The following is a 21043-nucleotide window of genomic DNA, read 5'->3' as shown; positions in this document are numbered from 1 at the left end:
CGGCATCAGTGCTTGTGCTCGGCGCCCGGCATCACCCGCTGCACCTTCACGTCCACCACCACCGTCCCCGCCTTCTCGAACTTGAGCGTCAGCGCAAAGCTGTCGTCTTCCTTCAGCGGCGCCTTCAACCCCACCAGCATGATGTGCGAACCACCAGGCTTGAGCTCCACCTGCTTCTTCGCGGGCAGCTCGATGGCGTCCACCTCGCGCATGCGCATGACGTCGCCGTCCATGTTGCTCATGTGCATCTGCACGCTCTTGGAGACGGTGGTGCTGGCCGAGAGCAGCTTGTCGTCCGCGCCTTGGTTGTCCAGCCGCAGGTAGACGCCGCCCGTGGGCTGGCCGGGCAAGGTGGCCGCGGCGTAGGGATGGCCGATGCTGATCGCACCCGCCTTGTAGCCGTGGGCCCAGGCCAGGCCCGATGCCAACGCCAGTGCCGCCACGGCGGCGAGAGTCTTGATGGTCTTCATGGTCGTGATCCTCACAGATCGTATTTCAGCTCCGCACTGTAGGTGCGTTGCGGATAGGGGTGGAAATTCCAGTACTGCGCGTTGTTGAGGTTGTCGATGCCCAGCGCCACCGTCCATGACTTGTCGAGCTTGCAGGTCATGCGCCAGTCGGTGGTGAAGAACTTCGAGAACCCCTGGTAGGCAAAGCCGTTCGGGTCGCTGTTGTTGAGCGTGCCGTACTGCCGCCCGCCGTAGCGCGCGCCGAAGCTGGTGCTCCAACGCTCGCTGACGCGCCAAGTGGACACGAGGCTCGCCCGCCACTTCGGCACGCGCGGCTGCTGCTTGCCGATCGTGTCGCCCGGCGCGCTCACGTAGGAGCTGTTGGCAAGGATGGTCGAGTCCGCGTAGGTGACGCTGGCCAGCAGGTCCAGGCCCTTGATCACCAGGTCCTGCCCATCGAACACCGCCTCCACGCCCAGCGTGCGCAGGTGGTCGATGTTCTGCGTGCTGTTGACCACCGGCGACGTGCCGGCGATGGCCTGCGCGTAGAGCGCATCGCGCGTGTCTTCGTGGAACAAGGTGGCACGCAGGCGGCGGGTCCCGGTGGACCACTCGGCGCTGAGCTCCGTGGTCCAGGAGCGCTCGGGCTTGAGGTCCGGGTTGCTCACGGGGTCGCCATTGCCGTTGCCCTGGTACAGCTCCGCCACCGTCGGCATGCGCACCGCACGGCCGGTGGACAGCTTCAGCGTCCAGTCGTCGGTCAGCTGGAAGCCCAGCGCCGCCTTGGGCGACACGTGGTCCTCGTTGCGGTCCGGGAACGCGGCAGTCCCGGAAGCCGTGGTCTTCGCGCCGCCGGTGGCGACCCAGTTCTCCAGCCGGCCGCCCAGCACCGCCTTCCAGCGTGGAGAGAAGGTCCAGGCGTCCTGCGCATAGACGCTGCGCAGCTCGGTGTTGCCCTTGAAGCTGGACACCGGCGTGGTCGCCGCACCACCCAGCCAATCGGCCGCGTTGCTGATCGCCTGCCGCCAGCGGTAGCTCTCGCGCTGGATACCGAAGTCGGCCTGATGCTCGGCCGAGGGCCGCAGGATGGCCTTGAGCGACAGCGTGTCCCACCCGGTGCCATGGCCATCGGTGATGCGGCCGGCACCGCCGGCATCAGCCGCCGGTCTGGCCACGGTGGGCGTGCGCGCGAGGTCGCTGTTCATCGTGTACGAACTGGCGGCCAGCTCCCAGTCCACGCTGCCGCCGCTGCGTCTGCCCAGCGACAGGCCGTGCATCACATGGGACAGGCTGTCGCGCGATGGCGCGAAGTCGCTGGCCCCGAGGGTGTAGTCGCGTCCGCCGATGTTGGCCGTGCCGCTGTAGAACGCCGAGCCGTCCGGGCGCCGCAGGTAGCTTTGCGCCTGCCCCGCCGAACGGTCGTCCCACAGCCCCAGCGTGTAGGCCAGCCGCACCGCGTCGCCGAAGTCGTAGGCCAGCTTGAGCTTGGCATGGTCCTGCACCGTGTGGTACTGGGTGCCCGAGCCCAGCAGCAGCCAGTCCTGGTTGCTCTTGTCCTTGCCCGGCACGGCGCCGCTCACCGGCGTGTCGATGGCCGGGTCCGGCGCCTTGCCCGCGCTCACCAGCCGCGTGGCAAAGGTCAGGGGCTGACCATTGCTGTCGAGCCGGTTCACGTTGGCCCACCACGACCAGTCGCCAGCCTTGTCGCCGATGGACAGGCTGCCCTGCCAGCCGCGGTAGGTGGCGTGCGTGCCATAGAGGTCGAAGGGCTGCGTGAAGGCACCCACCTTGGCATGCGCCTCGAAGCGCGTGGGCATGCGGGTGACGTAGTCCACCACCGCGCCGACCGAGTTGCCCGGGTAGGCGGCAGAGAACGGCCCATAGAGCACGTCCACGCGCTCGATCTCCTCGGGCGTGACCAGCCCCCAGCGCGGCGTGAAACTCGCGCCGTTGCCCAGGTAGTTCGACAGCAGGATGCCATCGGCATACACCATGGACCGCGCGCTGTTGCCCGTGCCCGAGGCGCGGCTGGACAGCACGGCGTGGTTGTAGTCGCCGATGTAGCGCTTGCGCACCAGCAGGCTGGGCAGGTATTTCAGCGCGTCCTCGGCGTCGGTGGCATTGACCTTCTGCGCGATCTCCTCGGCGGTGATGCCTTCGATGGTGGTGGGAATCTGCGAGGGCAGCGAGGTGGTGCGCCCGCCGGTGATGGTGACCACGCCCAGCTTCTTCAACGGGCGTCCGCTCGCGTCGGTGGTGTCGGCGGCCGCGAACTGCGGGTCTGCCTGCGCGTGGGCCAGCAGTGGCAAGGCGGCCGCCAGCGTCGCCTGCCAACTTCGCAGGCGAAATCGTGATGATGGAATCTTCATGGCCTGAGCCGGCCTGGCGCCATGCGCGAGGCCGGTGGATTCGATGACGATGGCCGGCCGGGCACTGCGCCTCGAAGGAGGCGGCACCCAGAGGCCGGCAGCGGCGTGACGATCAGGCGGAAGCGGGAGGCCCGTGCTTCATGCGCGCCACCCAGAGCGCGCAGGCATCGGGGACGGATTCGGTGTGGCGGGGAGGCAGCGCGGCCGTGAACCGGGCCGCGGGGGCGACGCTGACGGCCACATCATCCGGCCCCGCGAAGGCCGCCAGCGCGGTGAGCGCGCAATGGTCGCCGTGGGCCGCCAGCTCGTGCCTGGAGTGGTCCTCCTTCGGGCCACTGCCGTCATTCGAGGCATGCACCCCGTGGTCGTGGTGATGGTGGTGGTGCGCATGCCCGTCGGCCGGCCCAGGCAGCGCCACACCGTACACCGGGCACACCTCGGCCGTCGCCACGCCCTGCAAGGACGCCGCCATCGCCGCGGCCATGGGCACGCCGGCCTTGAGCAGCAGTGCGAAGACCGCCGCCCACAGCGCAAAGCGTGAGGACCAGGACCGGGAAGACATCGCACCGGATTGTGCCAGCCGGTCCCGGTGCCGCCGGATAATCACTGGATGAGCATCCAGACCGACGACTTCAGCCCCGCCTCCCGCCGCGTGGTGAGCGCGGCGCCCGCCTCGCCCAACGAGGAGGCCATCGAGCGGGCGCTGCGGCCCAAGGAGCTGGCGTCCTACGTCGGCCAGTCCAAGGCGCGCGAGCAGCTGGAAATCTTCATTGGCGCCGCGAAGATGCGCAGCGAGGCGATGGACCATGTGCTGCTCTTCGGCCCGCCGGGGCTGGGCAAGACCACGCTCTCGCACATCATCGCCAACGAGCTGGGCGTGAACCTGCGGCAGACCTCCGGGCCGGTGCTTGAAAAGCCCAAGGACCTGGCCGCCATCCTCACCAACCTCGAGCGCAACGACGTGCTCTTCATCGACGAGATCCATCGGCTGAGCCCGGTGGTCGAGGAGATCCTGTACCCCGCGCTGGAGGACTACCAGATCGACATCATGATCGGCGAGGGTCCCGCGGCCCGCTCGATCAAGCTGGACCTGCAGCCCTTCACCCTCGTAGGCGCCACCACCCGCGCCGGCATGCTCACCAACCCGCTGCGCGACCGCTTCGGCATCGTTGCGCGGCTGGAGTTCTACACGGCCGAGGAACTGGCGCGCATCGTGCACCGTTCGTCGGGGCTGCTGAACGTGCCCATCGACGATGAAGGCGCCTTCGAGATCGCCCGCCGCTCACGCGGCACGCCGCGCATCTCCAACCGCCTGCTGCGCCGCGTGCGCGACTATGCGGACGTGAAGGGCAACGGCAAGATCAGCAAGGCCATCGCCGACAAGGCGCTCGCCATGCTCGACGTGGATCCGCAAGGCTTCGACGTGATGGACCGCAAGCTGCTCGAAGCCGTGATCCACCGCTTCGACGGCGGCCCCGTGGGGCTGGACAACGTCGCCGCCGCCATCGGCGAAGAGCGCGACACCATCGAGGACGTGATCGAGCCCTACCTGATCCAGCAGGGCTACCTGCAGCGCACGCCGCGCGGACGCATCGCCACGCTGGCCGCGTTCAGGCACCTGGGCGTCGCACCGCCCAAGTCGGCCGGCGACCTGTTCGAGTCCTAGACCTCAGATCAGGTCTTCTTCCACCAGACGGTGGTACTTCACCGCCATCGGCGAGCCGAAGCGCCGCGCGATGTCGCCCACGGTCTCGGCTTCCACGTCGTTGGGCGCGTAGATCAGCAGCCACCGGCAGCCTTCGGCCGACAGCTTCTTGTAGCGTCGCATCAGCACGATCTCGTAGCCGAAGCCCGCGAAATCGCTGGCGTGGTCGAGCATCGCGTCCATGCGGCCTTCATGTTCACCGGCCGTGAAATGGAGAACGTCTTCCTGGTCGAAGCCTGCCTCGTGCAGCGCGCGTTCCGCATCGCGCGCCGTGTCCTCGTCGCGCAAAGCCAGGAGCACGTGGCCCACCGGCTTGAACGCCCCCAGGGAATGCGGCAGGTCCTGCTTGGTCATCCGCTTGATCGCCATGGGCACCCTCCTTGTCGGAAAGACGACCTCAGTCTAGGCGGGGCCAGACCGGCGTCAAGCCCGGATGGTTACCCCTTTTGCAGGTATGGCATGTACCCGTGGCGTGCACAGCACACCCACTGCCCACAGGCCCGCGACGATGGCTGCTGCGGCGGCCAGCTTCTGGGGCAGGCTCAGCAGGTGCTCGTTCCACAGGAAGGCAGTGGTGCCGTTGAGCACCAGGAAGAACAGCAACGCCGCCGCCCACGCCGCGCCCTTGGACATCGACGGGTCGTACAGGCTCACCTTCGTGATGTCGAACGGCTCCTTCGGAAAGCGTGCCGCCACATCGGCCGGCCGCCAGCCGGGGTGCTTGAACCACACGCGCAGCTTGTCCATCCAGCTGGCCGCATGCCAGGAGTCCTTGAGCATGTCCGCGTAGTTGTGCAGGTTGGCCCACACCGGGTTCCAGCTGCGCAGCGGCCCGCGCGTGCCGTAGACGATGGCCTCGTGGTCGTCTTCCTCGATGAAGCTGCCGAACATGCGGTCCCAGATGATGAGGATGCCGCCGTAGTTCTTGTCCAGGTACTTGTCGTTCACCGCATGGTGCACGCGGTGGTTGCTGGGCGCGCAGAACCAGCGGTCGAACCAGCCCAGCTTGCCGATCTGCTGCGTGTGCACCCAGTATTGGTAGAGCAGGTCGACGAGCGCCACCACCGCGAACACCAGCGGCGGGAAGCCGATGACCGCCATCGGCAGGTAGAACAGCCAGCCGCCGATCCAGCCGCTGGAGGTCTGGCGCAAGGCGGTGGACAGGTTGTAGTCCTCGCTCTGGTGGTGCACCACGTGCGCCGCCCAGAACAGCGCCACCGTGTGGCCGGCGCGGTGCAGCCAGTAGTAGCAGAAGTCGTAGGCGATGAGTCCGGTGATCCACACCCACAGCGACTTGTCGCTGAGCTGCCAGATGGACGCGTGCTCGAACACCAGGGTGTAGATGCCCACGGCGAACAGCTTGCTGAACACGCCGGTGATCTGGCTGAGCACGCCCAGGCCGATGCTGTTCATCGCGTCGTTGAGGCGGTAGGTGTTCTTGCCGCGCCTCCATCCGACCAGGAATTCGATCCCGATCAGCAGGAAGAACACGGGCGTGGCGAGGACGATGATTTGAGGGCCGGTCAGCATGCGCCGGATGATCGTGGTACTGAAGCGTTCCGGGTAGAGGAAGACCCCGGAAAGGACTTCAGGTAAACCCTGCCCGCGGCGCGGGGCGAACGGGGTTTGCCGTGGGGTGGGCGCCGTCGGCACCGCTTCGCCGCGGTGGTACCGTGCCAACCCGTGAGCGCGCCATCCACCGACGACTTCCCCTTGCCGCCAGCCCTGCGCTGGCTGGGCTACGCCGCCTTCTGGCTGGCGGTGGGACTCATCCTGGCCCTCGCGGAGCTGCAGCACTACCTGCGCTCCGGCGGCCTGCATCCTTGGGAGCCGTTCCTGTGGGAGTTGTCCAGCACGGCGTCGACGGCGCTGCTGACCCTGGCCATCTTCGGCTGGCACCGCCGGCTGTTCGACGGCGACCACGGCGTGCCGGCGCGCATCGCCGGCCACCTCGCCGCCGCCGTGCTCTACGTGCTGGCGCACTCAGCGCTCATGTACACCATGCGCGCAGTGGTCTATGCCAGCGTGGACGTCGCCTACCACCCGGGCCACTGGCTGTACATCCTCGGCTACGAAGGCGCGAAGGACCTGGTGTCCTACGTGCTCATCGTGGCGGTCTGCCACGGCGTGCTGCTGGTGCTGCGCGACCGGCGCCAGCGCGCCGACGTGGCCCGGTTGAACGCCGAGCTGGCGGCGGCACGCATTGCGCGGCTGCAGGAACAGATCCAGCCGCACTTCCTCTTCAACACGCTCAACCTGGTGTCTTCGGTGATGTACGAAGACGTGGAGCGGGCCGACCGCATCCTGTCGGAACTGGCCGAGCTGCTGCGGCTGTCGCTGGAAGCAGGCCGCTCGCCGCAGCACAGCCTGCGCGAGGAGATGCGGCTGGTCGCGCCGTTCCTGTCCATCATGCGCCAGCGGTTCTCCGGGCGGCTCGATGCCCAGGTGCAGATCAGCGAAGAGGCGCTGCGCTGCGAGATTCCCAGCCTGCTGCTGATGGCGCCCATCGAGAACGCGGCCAAGCACGGCGTGGCGCAGACCGACCAGCCGGTGCAGTTGCGCATCGCCGCGCAGGTGGAAGCCGGCGTGCTGAGCCTGAGCGTGTCCGACAGCGCCGGGCAGGTCAGCCGCGACTCACGGCCCGGCGGCATCGGGCTGAGCAACACCCGCGAGCGGCTGGTCGCGCTGCACGGCGATGCCGCCTCCGTGAGCCTCGCCCGCGAGGACGAGGCCACGGTGTTCCGCATCCGCATGCCGGCGAAGGTGGCGGCTTGAAACTGCTGATCGTCGACGATGAACCGCCGGCACGCGCCAAGCTGCGCCGCTTCCTGGCGGGCATGCCCGACATCGAGGTCGCAGGCGAGGCCGGCAGCGGCGAAGAGGCGCTGGCCCTGCTCGCCGCATCGCCGGCCGATGCAGTGCTCATGGACATCCAGATGCCGGGCATGAGCGGCCTGGAAGCGGCAGCCCTGCTCGACGCCGGCACGCTGGTGGCGTTCACCACGGCCTATGACGAGTTCGCCGTGAAGGCTTTCGAGCTGAATGTGGTGGACTACCTGCTCAAGCCCTTCACCCGTGATCGCCTGGCCGCCTGCATCGACCGCCTGCGGCAGCGACTGCCCGCCCCCGAGCGGGAGCAGCAACGCCAGGGGCTGCTCGCCGCCCTGCACAGCCTGCAGCCCGTGGCCGGGCACTGGATGGTGCAGCACCGGGGCGCGCTTCACCGCGTGGCGCTGTCGGAGGTGGAAGCCGTGCAGGCGGCAGACAACTACATCGAGCTGCACACCGCCTCGGCCAGCTGGCTGGACCGCATCACCCTGGCGGGCTTTCTTGCGCACGCCTGGGCCACCGACTTCGTGCGGGTGCACCGGTCCTTCGCCGTGAACCGGATGCGCATCCGCCGCCTGGCCCCGCTGGCCAAGGGCGACGCGGAAATCATGCTGGACTCCGGCCGCGTCGTGCCGGTTTCGCGGCGCTTCCGCGACGCGCTGATGCCACGCTGATCCGGCTCGCCCCGCCGCGAGTCCGGTTCGTCCCGCATCGCTGGCCGCTGCGCTCGCAGCGCCGCACGATGGCAGCCGGCTTCAACCACCGGGGCGCCCACCACCATGCAAGACACCGCACGACGCCACGACCTCGACTGGGTCCGCATCATCGCCTTCGGGCTGCTCATCGCCTACCACACGGGCATGTACTACGTGACCTGGGACTGGCATGTGAAGTCCCCCTTCGCGTCGCACACCCTGGAGCCGCTGATGCTGCTGAGCTCACCGTGGCGGCTGTCGCTGCTGTTCTTCGTCTCCGGCACGGCGACGGCGTTCATGATGCGCCGCGGCACGCAGGGCTTCGCGGCCAGCCGCACGCAGCGACTGCTCATCCCCCTGGTCTTCGGCATGCTGGTGGTCGTGATGCCGCAGGCCTACTACGAAGTCGTCGAGAAAGCCGGCGTCGACGAAAGCATGCTCTCGTTCTGGGCCGACTATCTCCGCGCCGACCCAGGCTACTGCGTGGCGGGCAAGTGCCTCACGCTGCCGACCTGGAACCACCTCTGGTTCGTGGCCTACCTGTGGGTCTACAGCCTCCTGCTCTGGGCGCTGGTCAAGCTCGCACCCCGGGCCGTCGATGCATCGGCGGCCTTCCTCGGGCGGCACCTGACGGGCGCGGTCCTCTTCATCGGGCCGATCGCCGTGCTCGCGCTCATTCGCATCGCGCTGGTGGCGAAGTTTCCGTCCACGCACGCGATGAAGGGCGACTGGTTCAACCATGCGCAATACGGCCTGGTGTTCCTGCTGGGCTTCCTGCTGGCGCACCAGGCGGCGGTGTGGGAGTCGCTGCGGCGGTGGCGCTGGCCGGCGCTGTGCATCGCGGCGGCGAGCTACCTCTTCATCGCGTGGTACTTCGGGCAGTCCGGTTCCGTCGAGGTCGCGCCGTGGCTGCGCAACCTGCAGCGCGTCATCTACGCGGCCGACCAGTGGTGCGCCATCGCCGCCATCCTCGGCTTCGCCAAACAATGGTCACCCGGCGACAGCCCGGCGCGGCGCTACCTCACGGAAGCGGTATTCCCGTTCTACATCGTCCACCAGACGGCCATCGTGGTGATGGCGCACCACCTCAAGCCCGCCGGCCTGTCGCCGGCGGCTGAAGGGCCGCTGCTGATGCTGGCGACGCTCGGCGTGTGCTTCGCGACCTTCGAGATCGTGCGGCGCCTGGCCTGGTTGCGTCCGCTCTTCGGCCTGGCGCCTGCACGCAAGCCGCTGCGCGTTCAAGGCGAGACGCTGTCCCCTGCCGTCACTGATCCGGCCTGAGCGCGGCATCGAGCGCGGCCGAGACCTGCACCAGGGCGGCCTGGAACTCGGCCGGCGCGAGGACCCCGAAGCCCAGGCGGAACACCTTCGCGCTCTCGCCGAACCAGCGGCCATCCCCCACGCGCACGCCGTGGGAAGGCAGGGCCGCGTGAAAGCGTGCCACCGCGGCGTCATCGAACACGGACGGCGACAGGCGAACGCAGCACAACGCGCCGGCCGCCGGCCGCAACCCATCGACGCGGTGGCTTTCACGATCCAGCCACGTCTGCAGGTGCGCCAGGTTGGCGGCCAGCAATTCCCGCCGCACCCCGAGAATGCGGTCACGGTCGCGCAGCACACGCAGGGCCACGGCCTCGTCGAGGCGGCCGCATGAAATCACCGTGTTGAACTTCGCGTTCAGCAGCCGCTCGCGCAGGACCCGGTCGCGTGTGATGGCCCAGCCGATGCGCAGGCCCGACGCCCCGTGGCATTTGGACAACGAGGCGGTGGAGATCACGCGCGGGCCCAGTTCGAGCGCGCTGGCCGCGGCGGGCGCATCGCCGATGCAGGCCTCGCGGTAGGTCTCGTCGACGAGCAGCCAGGCATCGGGCGACCTCGCCTTCATCAATGCAACGATCCCGCGCAAGGTGTCCAGCGGGATGGCCACGCCGGACGGGTTCTGCGGCGTGGCCAGGCTCACGAGCCGCGTGGCGGGCGTGAGCAGCGCCGCCAGGGCATCGAGGTCGGGCTGGTAGCCGGCATCGAAGCTCAGCGGCAGCGTGCGCACCTGCGCGCCGGCTGCCTCCAGCACATGCCGCGCAAGCGGGAACACCGGCGAAGTGATGACCGCCTCGCCCTCTTCGCACAGCAAGGAGGCGACAAGGTGCAGCGCGTGGATGCCGCCGGTGGTGAGCACCACGTCGTCGGCAGCAACGCCGTGCGCCCGCGCGATCTCCTCCCGCAGGGCGGCATCGCCTGCCGCCGTGCCGTAGCCCAGCGTCAGGTCGGCGAGTGAACGCAGCGCGTCGGCGTCGAACAGTTCACCCAGGCGAAGGTCCGGCCCCACGCTCTCGGCGAGGTCGTAAGGCGGCGCATCGCCGACGAGGCTGATGATCTGGCTGCGAGGGAAGTCGGGCATGGCAAGGCTCCTGCGGGTTCGGATGCCGGCGATCGTGCCGCCCAAGGGCTGGCAATAACAGTCACAGATCACTCACAATGCGATCAGTACAGTTCAGACCATGCCTGCCGCTTCCACCCATTTCCGCTACGAAGAACTCGCCGGTTTCATCACCGAGCTGATCCGCCGCGGCACGCTGGTGCCCGGTTCGCGCGTGCCCTCGCTGCGCGAGATCAGCCGCCAGCGGCGCACCAGCGTCACCACCGCCTTGCATGCCTACCGGCTGCTCGAAGACCGCGGCGTGATCGAGGCCCGGCCGCAGTCGGGCTACTACGTGGCGCAGGCCTCGCGCGACATCCGACCGCCCACCACCAGCCGTCCGCCGGCCCGGTCCATCGACATCGCGGTGCCCGCCGTGATGCTCAAGCTGCTCGAACATGCGGCCGACCCCAAGCTCGTGCCGCTGGGCTGCGCCATCCCCAGCCCGCAACTGCTCGCCTCCGGCCGGCTGGACCGCTGCCTCGCACGCGCCGCCCGCGTGAACGGTGCCAAGCTCAACATCTACACGCCGCCGCGCGGGCATCTGGCCCTGCGCCGTGAGATCGCGCGGCGTGCGCTGCGCTGGGGGCAGGCGCTGTCGCCCGACGACGTGCTCGTCACCTGCGGATGCACCGAGGCTCTGTCGCTGGCCCTGCGTGCGGTGACCAAGCCGGGCGACACGGTGGCCATCGAATCGCCCACCTACTTCGGGCTGCTGCAGGTACTGCAATCGCTCGGGCTCAAGGCGCTGGAATTGCCCACCGATGCGCGGCAGGGCATCGCCATCGACGCACTGCGCTCCGCTTGCGAAGCACGGCGCATTGCCGCCTGCGTGCTTGCATCGAGCTTCAGCAATCCGCTGGGCTGCACGCTGGCCGAGGCGCGCAAGCTGGAGGTGCTGGCCCTGCTGGCGCGGCATCGGGTGCCGCTGATCGAGGACGACATCTACGGCGACATCGGCTTCGGCGCCACGGAACGGCCCACGCCCTTCATGGCGCTGGACCGCCACGGCATCACGCTGCACTGCAGTTCGTTTTCCAAGACGCTGGCGCCCGGCTATCGCGTGGGCTGGCTGGCGGCGGGCGAGCGATTCATGCCGCGCGTCATCGAGGCCAAGGTGGCGTCCACGCTGTGCAGCCCGGTGCTGCCTCAGCTCGCCCTGGCGGAGTTCCTCTCATCGGGCGGCTACGACCACCACCTGCGCCGCATCCGCCGCGTGTTCCAGGACACGCTGCATCGCATGGTGCGGGCGATCGAGGAATCCTTCCCCGAGGGCACGCGCGTGACCCAGCCGGAGGGTGGCTTCGTGCTGTGGGTGGAACTGCCCCGGCCGGCGGACACGCGGCAGCTTTTCGCGCAGGCGCTGGAACGCGGCATCTGCTTCGCGCCGGGCGTGGTGTTCTCCGCCAGCGGCCGCCATGCCAACTGCCTGCGGCTGAGTGGCGGCTACGGCTGGAGCCCGCGGCTGGATCGCGGGCTGCGCGCGCTCGGTGCGATGGCGCGGTCCGCCGATTGATCAGGCCACGCAGCCGCGGGCGTCCACCGGCCAGACGGCGTGGACGCTTCCACCCTGCAGGCCTCCGCTGACGACCACGTAGCGGTCATGCAGGTTCACCGTGGGATCACAGTGGCCGGGCACCAGCCACACGCTGTCGCCCAGCGCCGGCAACGCATCGCCGCGGGGCCGAAGAATGCCGTGCTCGTCGCCGCCGTTGGCGAACTCCAGGTCTTGCAGCCACACCCGCGGCAGGCCGGAGTCAATCGCATGCGACTTGTGCCCTGCATCCACCACCGCATGCGCGGCGCCGCGGCTGATCACCTCGCTCTTGATGAACAGCGCATGCTCGAACACCGGCGCGCCGGGTGAGGGCTGGTTGTCGGCATAGTCGCGGTCCATGAAGAGGTAGCTGCCCGCCTGCAGCTCGCCGTACACGCCGCTGGCCGCCTCGAACACGAAGGTGCCCGTGCCGGCGCCCGTGACCAGCGGGCAGTCGATGCCGCTGGCCGTGACTGCGGCTTGGGCGGTGCGCGCCGCCGTCACCGCGTGGCGGATGGCGGCTTCGCGTTCCAGCGCGGACCGCAGGTGCTGGGCCTTGCCGTGGTAGGCCTGCAAGCCGGCGAAACGCAGCCCGTGCGACACCACCTGCTGTGCCAGCGCCCCGGCGGCCGCCGGGGCCACGCCGCATCGGCCCTGGCCGGCATCCACCTCCACGAAGACATCCACGCTGGTACCGGCTTGCGCCAAGGCCTGTGCGAGCCGCTCCACGCCCAGCGTCGAATCCACCGCGATGGACAGCGTCACCCGCCCCGCCAGCGCTGCCACGCGGCGCAGCTTGTCCGGATGGATCACCTCGTTGCTGATGTAGACGTCGCTCACGCCACCCGCGGCCAGCGCTTCGGCCTCCGAGAGTTTCTGCACGCACACGCCCACTGCGCCTGCGTCCATCTGCATCTTCGCGATGGTGGCGCTCTTGTGCATCTTGGCGTGCGGCCTGAGCTTCATGCCATGGTGGCGCGCGAACTCGGCCATGCGCGCCAGGTTGCGCTGCATGGCGTCGAGGTCGATGACCAGCGCCGGCGTCTCGATGGCCGAGACCGGATCCCCCGGCGTCATCGGAGAACCTCCGGGCGGCCGCGCGGCGCTCAGGCTCATGCCGCGCTGCCGACCTTGTCGTTCGATTCGTCCAGGCCGGCGTCGTCGAGGTGGAAGGTGTCGCTCCAGCCGACCAGCGTGAAGCCTTCGGGCGTGTGCAGCAGCCGGTTGATGCTGGCATTGCCCAGCTGCCAGGAGCGCGGTGCCTGCAGGTCGATGCGCGAGGCGGCGCGGTACAGGCAGTCCATGACGCCGCCGTGCGCCACGAGCGCGATGGTCTGCCCCACGTGCGCCAAGGCCAGCCGCGCGGCCGTGCCCACGCAGCGTTCGTAGAAGACCGGCAAAGACTCGCCGCCTTCTGGCGCGAAGCTCAGGTCGCGCTTGCGCCAGCGCTCGCTTTCGTCGGGCCAGCGCTCCTCGATCTCGCGCCAGGTGAAGCCTTCGAAGGCGCCGAAATGGCGTTCGCGCAGGCCGGTGTCGGTGACGATGTCGCAGCCGGTGCTGTCGGCCACGGCGCGCGCCGTCTCGTAGGCGCGGATGAGGTCGCTGGCGTAGATGGCACTGATGCCTTCGTCAGCCACCGCCTTCCCGAGGCGCGAAGCCTGCCAGCGGCCCACGTCGTTCAAGGGGATGTCCAGTTGCCCCTGGATGCGCGTGTCCACGTTCCACGCCGTTTCGCCGTGGCGGATCGCGATGATGCGAGTGACCTTGTCCTGCATGAAAAACAATCAACCCATCAGGCGCTTGTTGAGGGTGTAGGTGCCCGAGTGGGTGGCTTCGCCGCGCACGTAGGGGTAGATGGCTTCACGCACCTGCTGGCCGGTGAAGGCGGCTTGCACCGGCACGCGCTCGATGGACAGCGCATACAGCGTGAACACGTAGTGGTGCACCAGCGAGTCGTTGAAGGGCGGGAAGGGGCCGTCGTAGCCGAAGTAATCGCCCTTCATCGCCTCGTCGCCCGCGAACCATCCGGTGAAGTCGTTGATGCCGTGGCGCGCGCCGTGCAGCGTCGCCGGGCCGGGCTTGCCGCGCGTGGTGAAGCCGCGGCTGAACTCGCCTTCCTTGATCTCGGTGAGCGTGGCCGGCAGGTCCACCAACACCCAGTGGAAGAAGTCCACCCGGTCCAGGTCGGCGGGCACCTCGCGGTCGGGCTTGTTCACGTCGTCGCCGCGGCTGGGCACGTCGAAGTCGTGGCAGATCAGGGCGAAAGATTGGGTACCGGGCGGTACCTCGCTCCAGGCGAGGTGCGGATTGACGTTGTCCGAGAAGGTCGGCGCCCCGGCCGGGTCCAGGCGGCCCGCGGCGTACTTCGGTGGAATGCGCTCGCCGTTGATCCAGCTGTCGCTCCAGAGCTTCATGGTCCGTGTCTCCTCGTCCTCGCGGTGCTCACACCCCCCAGACGACCTCGTGATCCTCGGCGTGCGCGCGTTTCATCATCTCAACCAGCGGCCAGGCGCGTTGCCGCAGGCTCACGCCCTCGCCGGCCGGGATTTTCCGTCCCTCGGCGGCCGCCTGCTGCTCGGCTTCCTTTCGCCTCGCATCATCGTCGACCACGGCCCGTTCCAGTGCGGCAATCGCCGCCGGCATCGAGCCCGGCTCGATGATCCCCTGGGGCGCCGGACTCTTGCCGATGATGCGAAGCACCTCGTCGCCGTTGGGCCCCATCATGATGACGTCGCCTGCGGCCTTGGACCTGAACTTGTAGATCATCGCGGGCTTTCGTAGATGTAGCGCCGGTTGAAGGGATAGTCCGATTGTGCCCCGTGCATGGTCCCGGCGGCGAGGTCACCACTGGGCCGTGATGCCAGCATCTGGTTGAGCGAGATCCAGCCGCGCTCGAAGCTCATGGCGCTGCCGGCCAGGTACAGGCGATAGGCGCGCACCACGCGGTCGCTGGTGATCTCGCGTGCCCGGTCGAGCTGCCCTTCCAGGCTGTCGCTCCAGGCCCAGAGCGTGCGGGCATAGTGCGGCCGCAGGTTCTCCACGTCCAGCGGCTCCAGCTGCGCCTCGCTCATCACCTTGAGCACGTGCGACACGTGCAGCAGCTCGCCCCCGGGGAAGATGTAGCGCTCGATGAAGTCGCCCATGCCCGCGCCAAGCTGGGTGTTGTCGGTGCCGCCCGCGGTGATGCCGTGGTTCATCAGCAGGCCGCCCGGACGCAGCAGCCGCCAGATCTTGTCGAAATAAGGCCGCAGCTGCGCCCGGCCCACGTGCTCGAACATGCCGATGGAGGCGATCTTGTCGTAGGGCTCGTCCTCCTCCAGCTCGCGGTAGTCGCGCAGCTCCATGCGCACGCGGCCCTGGAGCCCACGCTCCTCGATCAGGCGGTTCACGTGGTTGAACTGGTTCTTGCTGAGCGTGATGCCGTGCGCCTTCACGCCATAGTGCTCGGCCGCCCACAGCAGCAAGGCGCCCCAGCCCGCGCCGATGTCCAGGAAGCGCTCGCCCGGCCGCAGCATGAGCTTGCGGCACACGTGGTCCAGCTTGGCTTCCTGTGCCTGGGCGAGCGTCATCGCCGGGTCGGCGAAGTACGCACAGGAATACACCCGCCGCGGGTCCAGCCACAGCGCGTAGAAATCATCGGAGACGTCGTAGTGGAAGGCGATCTGCTCGGCGTCCATGTGCAGGCGGTGGCGCACCTTGGAGCGGCTCATGCGGATCATGTCGCGCCACCAGCGCAGCGGCGCGGCGCCGCTGTGCGCCTGCACCGGGTCGGCGCCGATCATCTGCGCGGCGATGAGCATCACGTCGCGCATGGTCCCGTCCACGTCCAGGCGGCCTTCCACGTGGTCTTCGGCCACGCGGCCGACCTGCCCCGCGGCGATGCGCGCCAGCGACGACAGGTCGCGCAGCTTGAGCGTCACGCGGGCATCGGCCGCACCGACACGCTGGCCTGATGGAAATTCAACAGCCAGCGGAATCTGGAGGTCCGAGAGCTTTCGCTCGAGCACAGATGTGATGGGAACCATGGCACCCCGTCGCTTCAGGCCAGGAACGCCACCTCCGGTGCGGGACCGGGCCCCTCGGGGTTCCTGTCGGTGCCACTGTACAAAGAAACGCCGTCTCCTGCGACGGCCAGGGTTTCAGGCCGGTTCGGCCTGCGGCTCGGGCTGGCTCACCGGCAGGCTGATGCGGAAGGTCGTGCCCGTGCCGGGCGTGCTTCGCACGTCCAGCCTGCCGTGGTGCTTCTTGACGATGGCGTACGACAAGGCCAGCCCCAGGCCCGTGCCCTGCCCCACCGGCTTGGTGGTGAAGAAGGGCTCGAAGATGCGCGGCAGGTGCTCGGGGGCGATGCCGCGCCCGGTGTCGCTCACCTCGGCCCACACGCCCTCGCCGTCGACCCCGGTAGCGATGCGGATTTCTCCGCGCTGGTCGATCGCCTGCGCCGCGTTCACGAACAGGTTCATGAACACCTGGTTGATTTCCGAGGGCAGGCACTCGATCGGCGGCAGCTCGCCGAAGGACTTCACGACCTCCACCTTGTACTTGATCTCGTTGCGCACGATGTTCAGCGTGCTGTCGATGCCCTTGTGCAGGTCGCTGGTCTGCCAGTGGCTTTCGCCGGCGTGCGAGAAGTCCTTGAGGTCCTGCACGATCTTGGTCACCCGGGCCAGGCCTTCGGCGGTCTCGCGCGTCACGTCGCCGATGTCGGCGCGGACGTACTCCAGGTCGATCGCCGCCTTGGCATGCCGGATGGCCGCCAGCCGCTGCGGCGACGCCTCGCCGAGCGCGTCCTCGGCGGCTTCGTAGGCCTCGATCAGGCGCAGCAGGTCGGCCACGTAGCCGCCCAGCGCGCCCAGGTTGGAGCTCACGAAACCGATGGGATTGTTGATCTCGTGCGCGACGCCGGCCGCCAGCACGCCGATGGAGGCCATCTTCTCGGAATGCACGAGCTGCGTCTGGGCCTGTTCCAGCCGCCGGTTGGTGAGCACCAGGTCGTCGTTGGCGCGCTGCAGGTCGGCGGTGCGCCGGGCGACCAGCACTTCCAGCTGGTCGCGCTGCTCGTTGAGGTCGCGCGTCATGTCGTTCAGCGCCTCGGCCACGTCGTCCAGTTCATCGGGCCGTTCGCCGGGCTCGCGCTGCAGCGACAACGGATCCACTGTCAGCCCATGCTGGAGCCGGCGTGCATGCCGCGCCATGTGTTCCAGGTGGCGGGTGACCCAGCGGCCGAACAGCGCCAGCATGATGAGCCCGCCCACCAGCGTGCCCGCCACCGTGGCCACCACGATGGTCGAGGCCTTGCGCCGCAAGCGCCCGTACACCTCGTCCAGCCCCACCGTCAGGCGCAAGGTGCCGATCTCGCTGCGTGCCGTCGCATGGCGCAGCGCGAACTCCCGCGTCAGCGATTCGGAGGCCGGCGGCGTGCCGGCGCTGAACCGGTCGCCGCCCTTGTCGATCACCTGCACGAAGCGCACGTCCTGCTGCTGCAGCAGGCCGACCATCTGCAGGCGCAGCTGCGTCTCGTCGAAAGACCACAGGCTGTTGGCGATGCTGGGCATGCTGGTGCGCTCCAGCCGTGCCAGCCCTTCGTCGATGGCAGCGATCTCGCGCCGATAGTCCAGCGCGACCAGCAGGCCCGCGGCCAGCGCCGCGAGCAGGGTGCTGGCCAGGACGACCGCCCGCAACAGGCGCAGGCCCAGGCGCTGCTCGCGCCAGCGGACCCGCCGCAGCCAGCCCGGCACGGCCTTGACAGAAAACCCGCTCACCTCGACCCCTCTCGCGCCACGCTCAACCGGGCGATCGGCCGAAGCCGGTATCGATCACGTCCTTCTCGCTGATGCAGATGCTGCCGTCAGCGCCCCACTCGACCCTCGTGATGCCCGGCCACAGGTTCTCGATGCGACGCAGTTCCGCATCCTGCTGCGACAGGAGGCCGCGCTGTGCACGCACCTCGTCGGCGAGTTCAGCGTTCTCCAGCCGCAGGCGGCGCGTCTCCACCACGTCGCGGATGGCCGCCACGAGTTCCACCTCGCCCCAGGGCTTGATGACGATGCGCCCCACCTGCGCGACGTTGACCGCGTCGACCACGGTGTCGAACTCGCGCGAGCCCGACAGCAGGATGCGTCCCGTCTGTGGCTGCAGCTCGCGGATGCGCCGCAGTGTCTCCACGCCGTCCAGCTCGGGCATGCGGTAGTCCGAAATGACCACGTCGATGCTGCGCTCCTGGGCGGCTTCGATGGCCGCCAGCGGCGAGGTGTAGGCCTCCACCGCGAAGGGCTGCCCCGGCACGGGCGGATGCTGACGCAGCAGGCGCTGCAGGGCCGACAGCACGTGCGGCTCGTCGTCGATGAGCATGATCCGGATGTCGCTCATGTGGTGCTCCGATAAACGATGACTTGCAAGTCCTTGCCGATGCGGCGCTGGAAGGCATCCAGGCGGCGGATCATGGCTTCTTCGAGCAGGTGGTCCTTGGACAGCAGCAGCACGCCGATGCCCGCGGTCAGGTCCTGCGCCAGCACCATGCCCGGCTTCAGGCCGGACACCGGCAACGTCCTGGTGGGAACGGTGTTGGCCTCTTCATTCAGCAGCGCGACGAAGGCCGCCGACACCTTGGGGTCGAAGCGGGTCTCGCTGCCGTTCTTGAGCCAGTTGCAGGCGTCCTGGTGGGTGAAGGCGCGCGTCTCGATGCTGCCCGCCCGCAGACGCTCGTACTCGCTGGCGGCCCGCAGCACGCGGGCACCCAGCGGGATCGCATCGCCCTTGAGGTGTGCGGGCATGCCCTTGCCGTCCCAGCGCTCGTACAGGCTGCGCAGCACGCGGCCCGCGCCGCGCAGCGACTGCAGCGACATGAGGTAGCCATCCGCATGCAGCGGATGCTTCATGAACTCGTCGCGGTCGCGGGTGTTGAGCGCGTGCAGCGGCGTGGTCAGCCATTGCTCGGAGAAGGTGAGCTTGCCCAGGTCTTCGAGCAGCGCGGCATAGATGGTGTCCTGCAGCTCCTCGTTGCACAGGCCCACCCGCGGCCCGAGGTTCTTGACCTTCTCGGCCACCCGGCGCGAGACGCCACCGGTCAGGCCCGGCCGCTGTTCGAGGATGGTGGACAGCACCTTGACCGTGCCCTGGAAATCGGCGCTGATGCGCCCATGCGCCACCTTGATCTCGTCGCTGGCCTTCTGCAGGTCCTGCGTGCGCTCCTGCACCTTCAGCTCCAGCTCCTCGGCGTGGCGCTGCAGCTGCGCGTTCTGTTCCTTCGTCAGCGCGAGCAGCTGGTCGCGCTCGCGGGCCAGGCGCTTGCGCTCCAGGCCGTCGTTCACCACCGACAGCAGCACCTCGTCTTCCCAGGGCTTGGACAGGTAGCGGAAGATCTCTCCGTGGTTCACCGCCTCGATGGTGGAGGTGATGTCCGCGTAGCCAGTGAGCAGGATGCGCACCGCCTCGGGCAGCTTGGCGCGTGCGGCCTGCAGGAACTGCGCGCCGGTCATCTCGGGCATGCGCATGTCGGAGATGATGACGTCCACGCTCTGCGATTCGAGCAGTTGCAGCCCTTCGGCGCCGCCCAGCGCCGTGTGCACCGTGAAGCCGCGCGAGCGCAGCGTGCGGCGCAGCGCCGACACGATGTTGGGTTCGTCGTCGACGGCGAGCACCGAGAAGCCCGCCCCGATGGCATCAGCCATGGAGGGCCTCCTCTCGCAACTGCCCTTCCCTCACGCGCGGAAGCACGACGCGAAAGCTGGTGCCCTGGCCGGCAGCGCTCTTGAGCACGATCTTGCCGTTGTGCTTGCGCACGATGGAGTACGACACCGACAGCCCGAGCCCCGTGCCCTTGCCCACCGGCTTGGTGGTGTAGAACGGCTCGAAGATGCGTGCCTGCACTTCCGGGGGCATGCCGCAGCCGTCATCGGCCACCTCCACCCACACCTGCGAGGCATCGAAGCCCGAGCGCAGGGTGATGGTGCCCTTGGCCGGAATCGCCTGCGCCGCATTCACCAGCAGGTTCATGAAGACCTGGTTGAGCTGCGTGGGCAGGCAGGGCACGTCGGGAAGAGGCACCAGCTCCTTCACGACCGAGGCCTTGTACTTGATCTCGTTCTGCACGATGTTCAGCGTGCTCTCCAGGCCCTTGACGAGGTTCGCGTCTTCCCAGTCGTCGCTCTTGTCGATGCGCGAGAAATCCTTGAGGTCCTGCACGATCTTCTTGACGCGGTCCAGGCCTTCGCGCGTCTCGCTCACCAGCTGCGGAATGTCTTCTTCCAGGAAGTCGACGTCGCATTGCGGCGCAGGCCCGCTGTCCTTGCCACTGAGGTGGCGCACCACGCGAAGCAGCTCCTGCACGTAGCCCTGCAGCGTGCTGATGTTGGAGTAGACATAGCCCACCGGGTTGTTGATCTCGTGCGCCACGCCCGCGGCGAGCTGGCCGATGGAGGCCATCTTCTCGGACTGCAGCAGGGCCTGCTGCGTCGTCTGCAGCCGCTCGTTCATCGTGCGCATCTCTTCGTTGAGCTGCGACAGCCGCTCGATGCGCTCCATCTGCTCGCTGTGCAGGTTGGCGTTGTCCACCACCAGCGCCACCAGCGTGACCAGCGAGCGTCCGCGCACCACGTCGTCGGCGGTGAAGGGGTTGTCTTCGCCCAGGCGGTTCATGGACAAGGCGCCGATGCGGCGGTTCTTGATGGCCAGCGGCCAGCAGATGGCCGAGCGCGGGCGTCCCTGCGCGCGCGGCGTGCTGCCGTCGCTGTCGGCCCGGCGCAGCTCGCCGTTGATGAGCATGGGTTCGCCGCTTTGCGCGACCTTGCCCAGCACGCCGGTGCCCAGGGCGACCGTCTGGCCGATCACGCCTTCGGGCAGGTCGATGCCGGCCACGATGCGCATCTGCGAGGGCTCCAGGCGATCGACGACCGCCAGGCTGCCGCTTTGCGCGCCGAAGCCGCGCACGATGTGGCTGAGCATGGCCTGCAGCGACTGGCTGTCGCCGTCGGACTCGCGGCTGAGTTCGTGCAGCTCCTCGACGAGCGACAAGGCGGCTCCGGTGTTGGCGTCCATGCGTCGT

Annotated in this window: 20 protein-coding genes; 5 read left to right on the top strand and 15 right to left on the bottom strand. The window is 68.7% G+C overall.

Annotation, left to right across the window (positions count from 1 at the left end):
- Positions 1-5: 5 nt before the first annotated feature.
- From DZC73_RS23455 to DZC73_RS23445, 3 genes are all read right to left on the bottom strand, one after another.
- On the bottom strand, positions 6-470 hold the full coding sequence (locus tag DZC73_RS23455) for a copper chaperone PCu(A)C (protein ID WP_124542788.1): 465 nt from the start codon (positions 468-470) through the stop codon (positions 6-8).
- 11 nt (positions 471-481) lie between these two features.
- The gene (locus DZC73_RS23450; protein WP_124542787.1) at positions 482-2818 is read right to left on the bottom strand and encodes a TonB-dependent receptor; all 2337 of its coding nucleotides are present in this window, start codon (positions 2816-2818) and stop codon (positions 482-484) included.
- 112 nt (positions 2819-2930) lie between these two features.
- Complete coding sequence (locus DZC73_RS23445) at positions 2931-3380, bottom strand: hypothetical protein (RefSeq protein WP_124542786.1); 450 nt, start codon at positions 3378-3380, stop codon at positions 2931-2933.
- A 48-nt stretch (positions 3381-3428) separates the two neighbouring features.
- On the opposite strand from DZC73_RS23445, the gene ruvB reads away from it, so the two are divergent.
- Positions 3429-4484: a Holliday junction branch migration DNA helicase RuvB gene (ruvB, locus tag DZC73_RS23440; RefSeq protein WP_124542785.1), complete on the top strand. Its 1056-nt coding sequence runs from the start codon at positions 3429-3431 to the stop codon at positions 4482-4484.
- Positions 4485-4487: 3 nt separating this feature from the next.
- Here the strand turns inward: ruvB and DZC73_RS23435 are convergent, their stop codons facing one another.
- Together DZC73_RS23435 and DZC73_RS23430 are read right to left on the bottom strand one after the other, a co-directional pair.
- Complete coding sequence (locus tag DZC73_RS23435; RefSeq protein WP_124542784.1) at positions 4488-4892, bottom strand: hypothetical protein; 405 nt, start codon at positions 4890-4892, stop codon at positions 4488-4490.
- A 54-nt stretch (positions 4893-4946) separates the two neighbouring features.
- Positions 4947-6053, bottom strand: coding sequence for a sterol desaturase family protein (locus DZC73_RS23430; RefSeq protein WP_328589534.1), 1107 nt, complete (start codon positions 6051-6053; stop codon positions 4947-4949).
- A 153-nt stretch (positions 6054-6206) separates the two neighbouring features.
- Here DZC73_RS23430 and DZC73_RS23425 point away from each other — a divergent pair, with 153 nt between their 5' ends.
- The 3 genes from DZC73_RS23425 (at position 6207) to DZC73_RS23410 (ending at position 9328) form a co-directional block, all read left to right on the top strand.
- Positions 6207-7298 (top strand): sensor histidine kinase, encoded by a 1092-nt coding sequence (locus DZC73_RS23425; protein ID WP_124542783.1) that lies wholly within the window; start codon positions 6207-6209, stop codon positions 7296-7298.
- Entirely contained in the window at positions 7295-8026 is a 732-nt protein-coding gene (locus DZC73_RS29805; RefSeq protein ID WP_161974713.1) for a LytR/AlgR family response regulator transcription factor, read from the top strand. The genes DZC73_RS23425 and DZC73_RS29805 overlap by 4 nt, the downstream gene beginning before the upstream one ends.
- Before the next feature lie 105 nt (positions 8027-8131).
- Entirely contained in the window at positions 8132-9328 is a 1197-nt protein-coding gene (locus DZC73_RS23410; protein ID WP_124542782.1) for an acyltransferase family protein, read from the top strand.
- Here DZC73_RS23410 and DZC73_RS23405 read toward each other — a convergent pair.
- Positions 9312-10445 carry a pyridoxal phosphate-dependent aminotransferase gene (locus DZC73_RS23405; RefSeq protein ID WP_124542781.1) on the bottom strand — a complete coding sequence of 378 codons (1134 nt, stop codon included), beginning with the start codon at positions 10443-10445 and terminating at the stop codon, positions 9312-9314. The genes DZC73_RS23410 and DZC73_RS23405 overlap by 17 nt on opposite strands.
- 100 nt (positions 10446-10545) lie before the next feature.
- Here DZC73_RS23405 and DZC73_RS23400 point away from each other — a divergent pair, with 100 nt between their 5' ends.
- A complete protein-coding gene (locus tag DZC73_RS23400) occupies positions 10546-11979 on the top strand; it encodes an aminotransferase-like domain-containing protein (protein ID WP_124542780.1) in 1434 nt (477 codons plus the stop codon).
- Here the strand turns inward: DZC73_RS23400 and DZC73_RS23395 are convergent, their stop codons facing one another.
- The 9 genes from DZC73_RS23395 to DZC73_RS23355 form a co-directional block, all read right to left on the bottom strand.
- Positions 11980-13116 (bottom strand): DSD1 family PLP-dependent enzyme, encoded by a 1137-nt coding sequence (locus tag DZC73_RS23395; RefSeq protein WP_124542779.1) that lies wholly within the window; start codon positions 13114-13116, stop codon positions 11980-11982. It abuts the gene before it with no gap.
- Entirely contained in the window at positions 13113-13775 is a 663-nt protein-coding gene (locus DZC73_RS23390) for a histidine phosphatase family protein (protein ID WP_124542778.1), read from the bottom strand. The genes DZC73_RS23395 and DZC73_RS23390 overlap by 4 nt, the downstream gene beginning before the upstream one ends.
- A 9-nt stretch (positions 13776-13784) precedes the next feature.
- Positions 13785-14414: a YbhB/YbcL family Raf kinase inhibitor-like protein gene (locus DZC73_RS23385; RefSeq protein WP_124542777.1), complete on the bottom strand. Its 630-nt coding sequence runs from the start codon at positions 14412-14414 to the stop codon at positions 13785-13787.
- Between the two features lie 28 nt (positions 14415-14442).
- Entirely contained in the window at positions 14443-14766 is a 324-nt protein-coding gene (locus tag DZC73_RS23380) for a DUF1840 domain-containing protein (protein WP_124542776.1), read from the bottom strand.
- A complete protein-coding gene (locus tag DZC73_RS23375) occupies positions 14763-16025 on the bottom strand; it encodes a class I SAM-dependent methyltransferase (protein WP_124542775.1) in 1263 nt (420 codons plus the stop codon). The genes DZC73_RS23380 and DZC73_RS23375 overlap by 4 nt, the downstream gene beginning before the upstream one ends.
- Before the next feature lie 114 nt (positions 16026-16139).
- Positions 16140-17762 (bottom strand): ATP-binding protein, encoded by a 1623-nt coding sequence (locus DZC73_RS23370; protein ID WP_124542774.1) that lies wholly within the window; start codon positions 17760-17762, stop codon positions 16140-16142.
- Positions 17763-17784: 22 nt separating this feature from the next.
- Positions 17785-18369, bottom strand: coding sequence for a response regulator (locus DZC73_RS23365; protein WP_124542773.1), 585 nt, complete (start codon positions 18367-18369; stop codon positions 17785-17787).
- Positions 18366-19670: an HD domain-containing phosphohydrolase gene (locus tag DZC73_RS23360; RefSeq protein WP_124542772.1), complete on the bottom strand. Its 1305-nt coding sequence runs from the start codon at positions 19668-19670 to the stop codon at positions 18366-18368. Before DZC73_RS23360 ends, DZC73_RS23365 begins: the two co-directional genes overlap by 4 nt.
- Positions 19663-21036 (bottom strand): sensor histidine kinase, encoded by a 1374-nt coding sequence (locus DZC73_RS23355; protein WP_124542771.1) that lies wholly within the window; start codon positions 21034-21036, stop codon positions 19663-19665. The genes DZC73_RS23360 and DZC73_RS23355 overlap by 8 nt, the downstream gene beginning before the upstream one ends.
- Positions 21037-21043: the final 7 nt, after the last annotated feature.

The sequence above is a fragment of the Rhizobacter terrae genome, assembly GCF_003852895.1.
Taxonomy (GTDB): Bacteria; Pseudomonadota; Gammaproteobacteria; order Burkholderiales; family Burkholderiaceae_C; genus Albitalea; species Albitalea terrae.
This window is presented reverse-complemented; position numbering and strand designations above follow the sequence as displayed.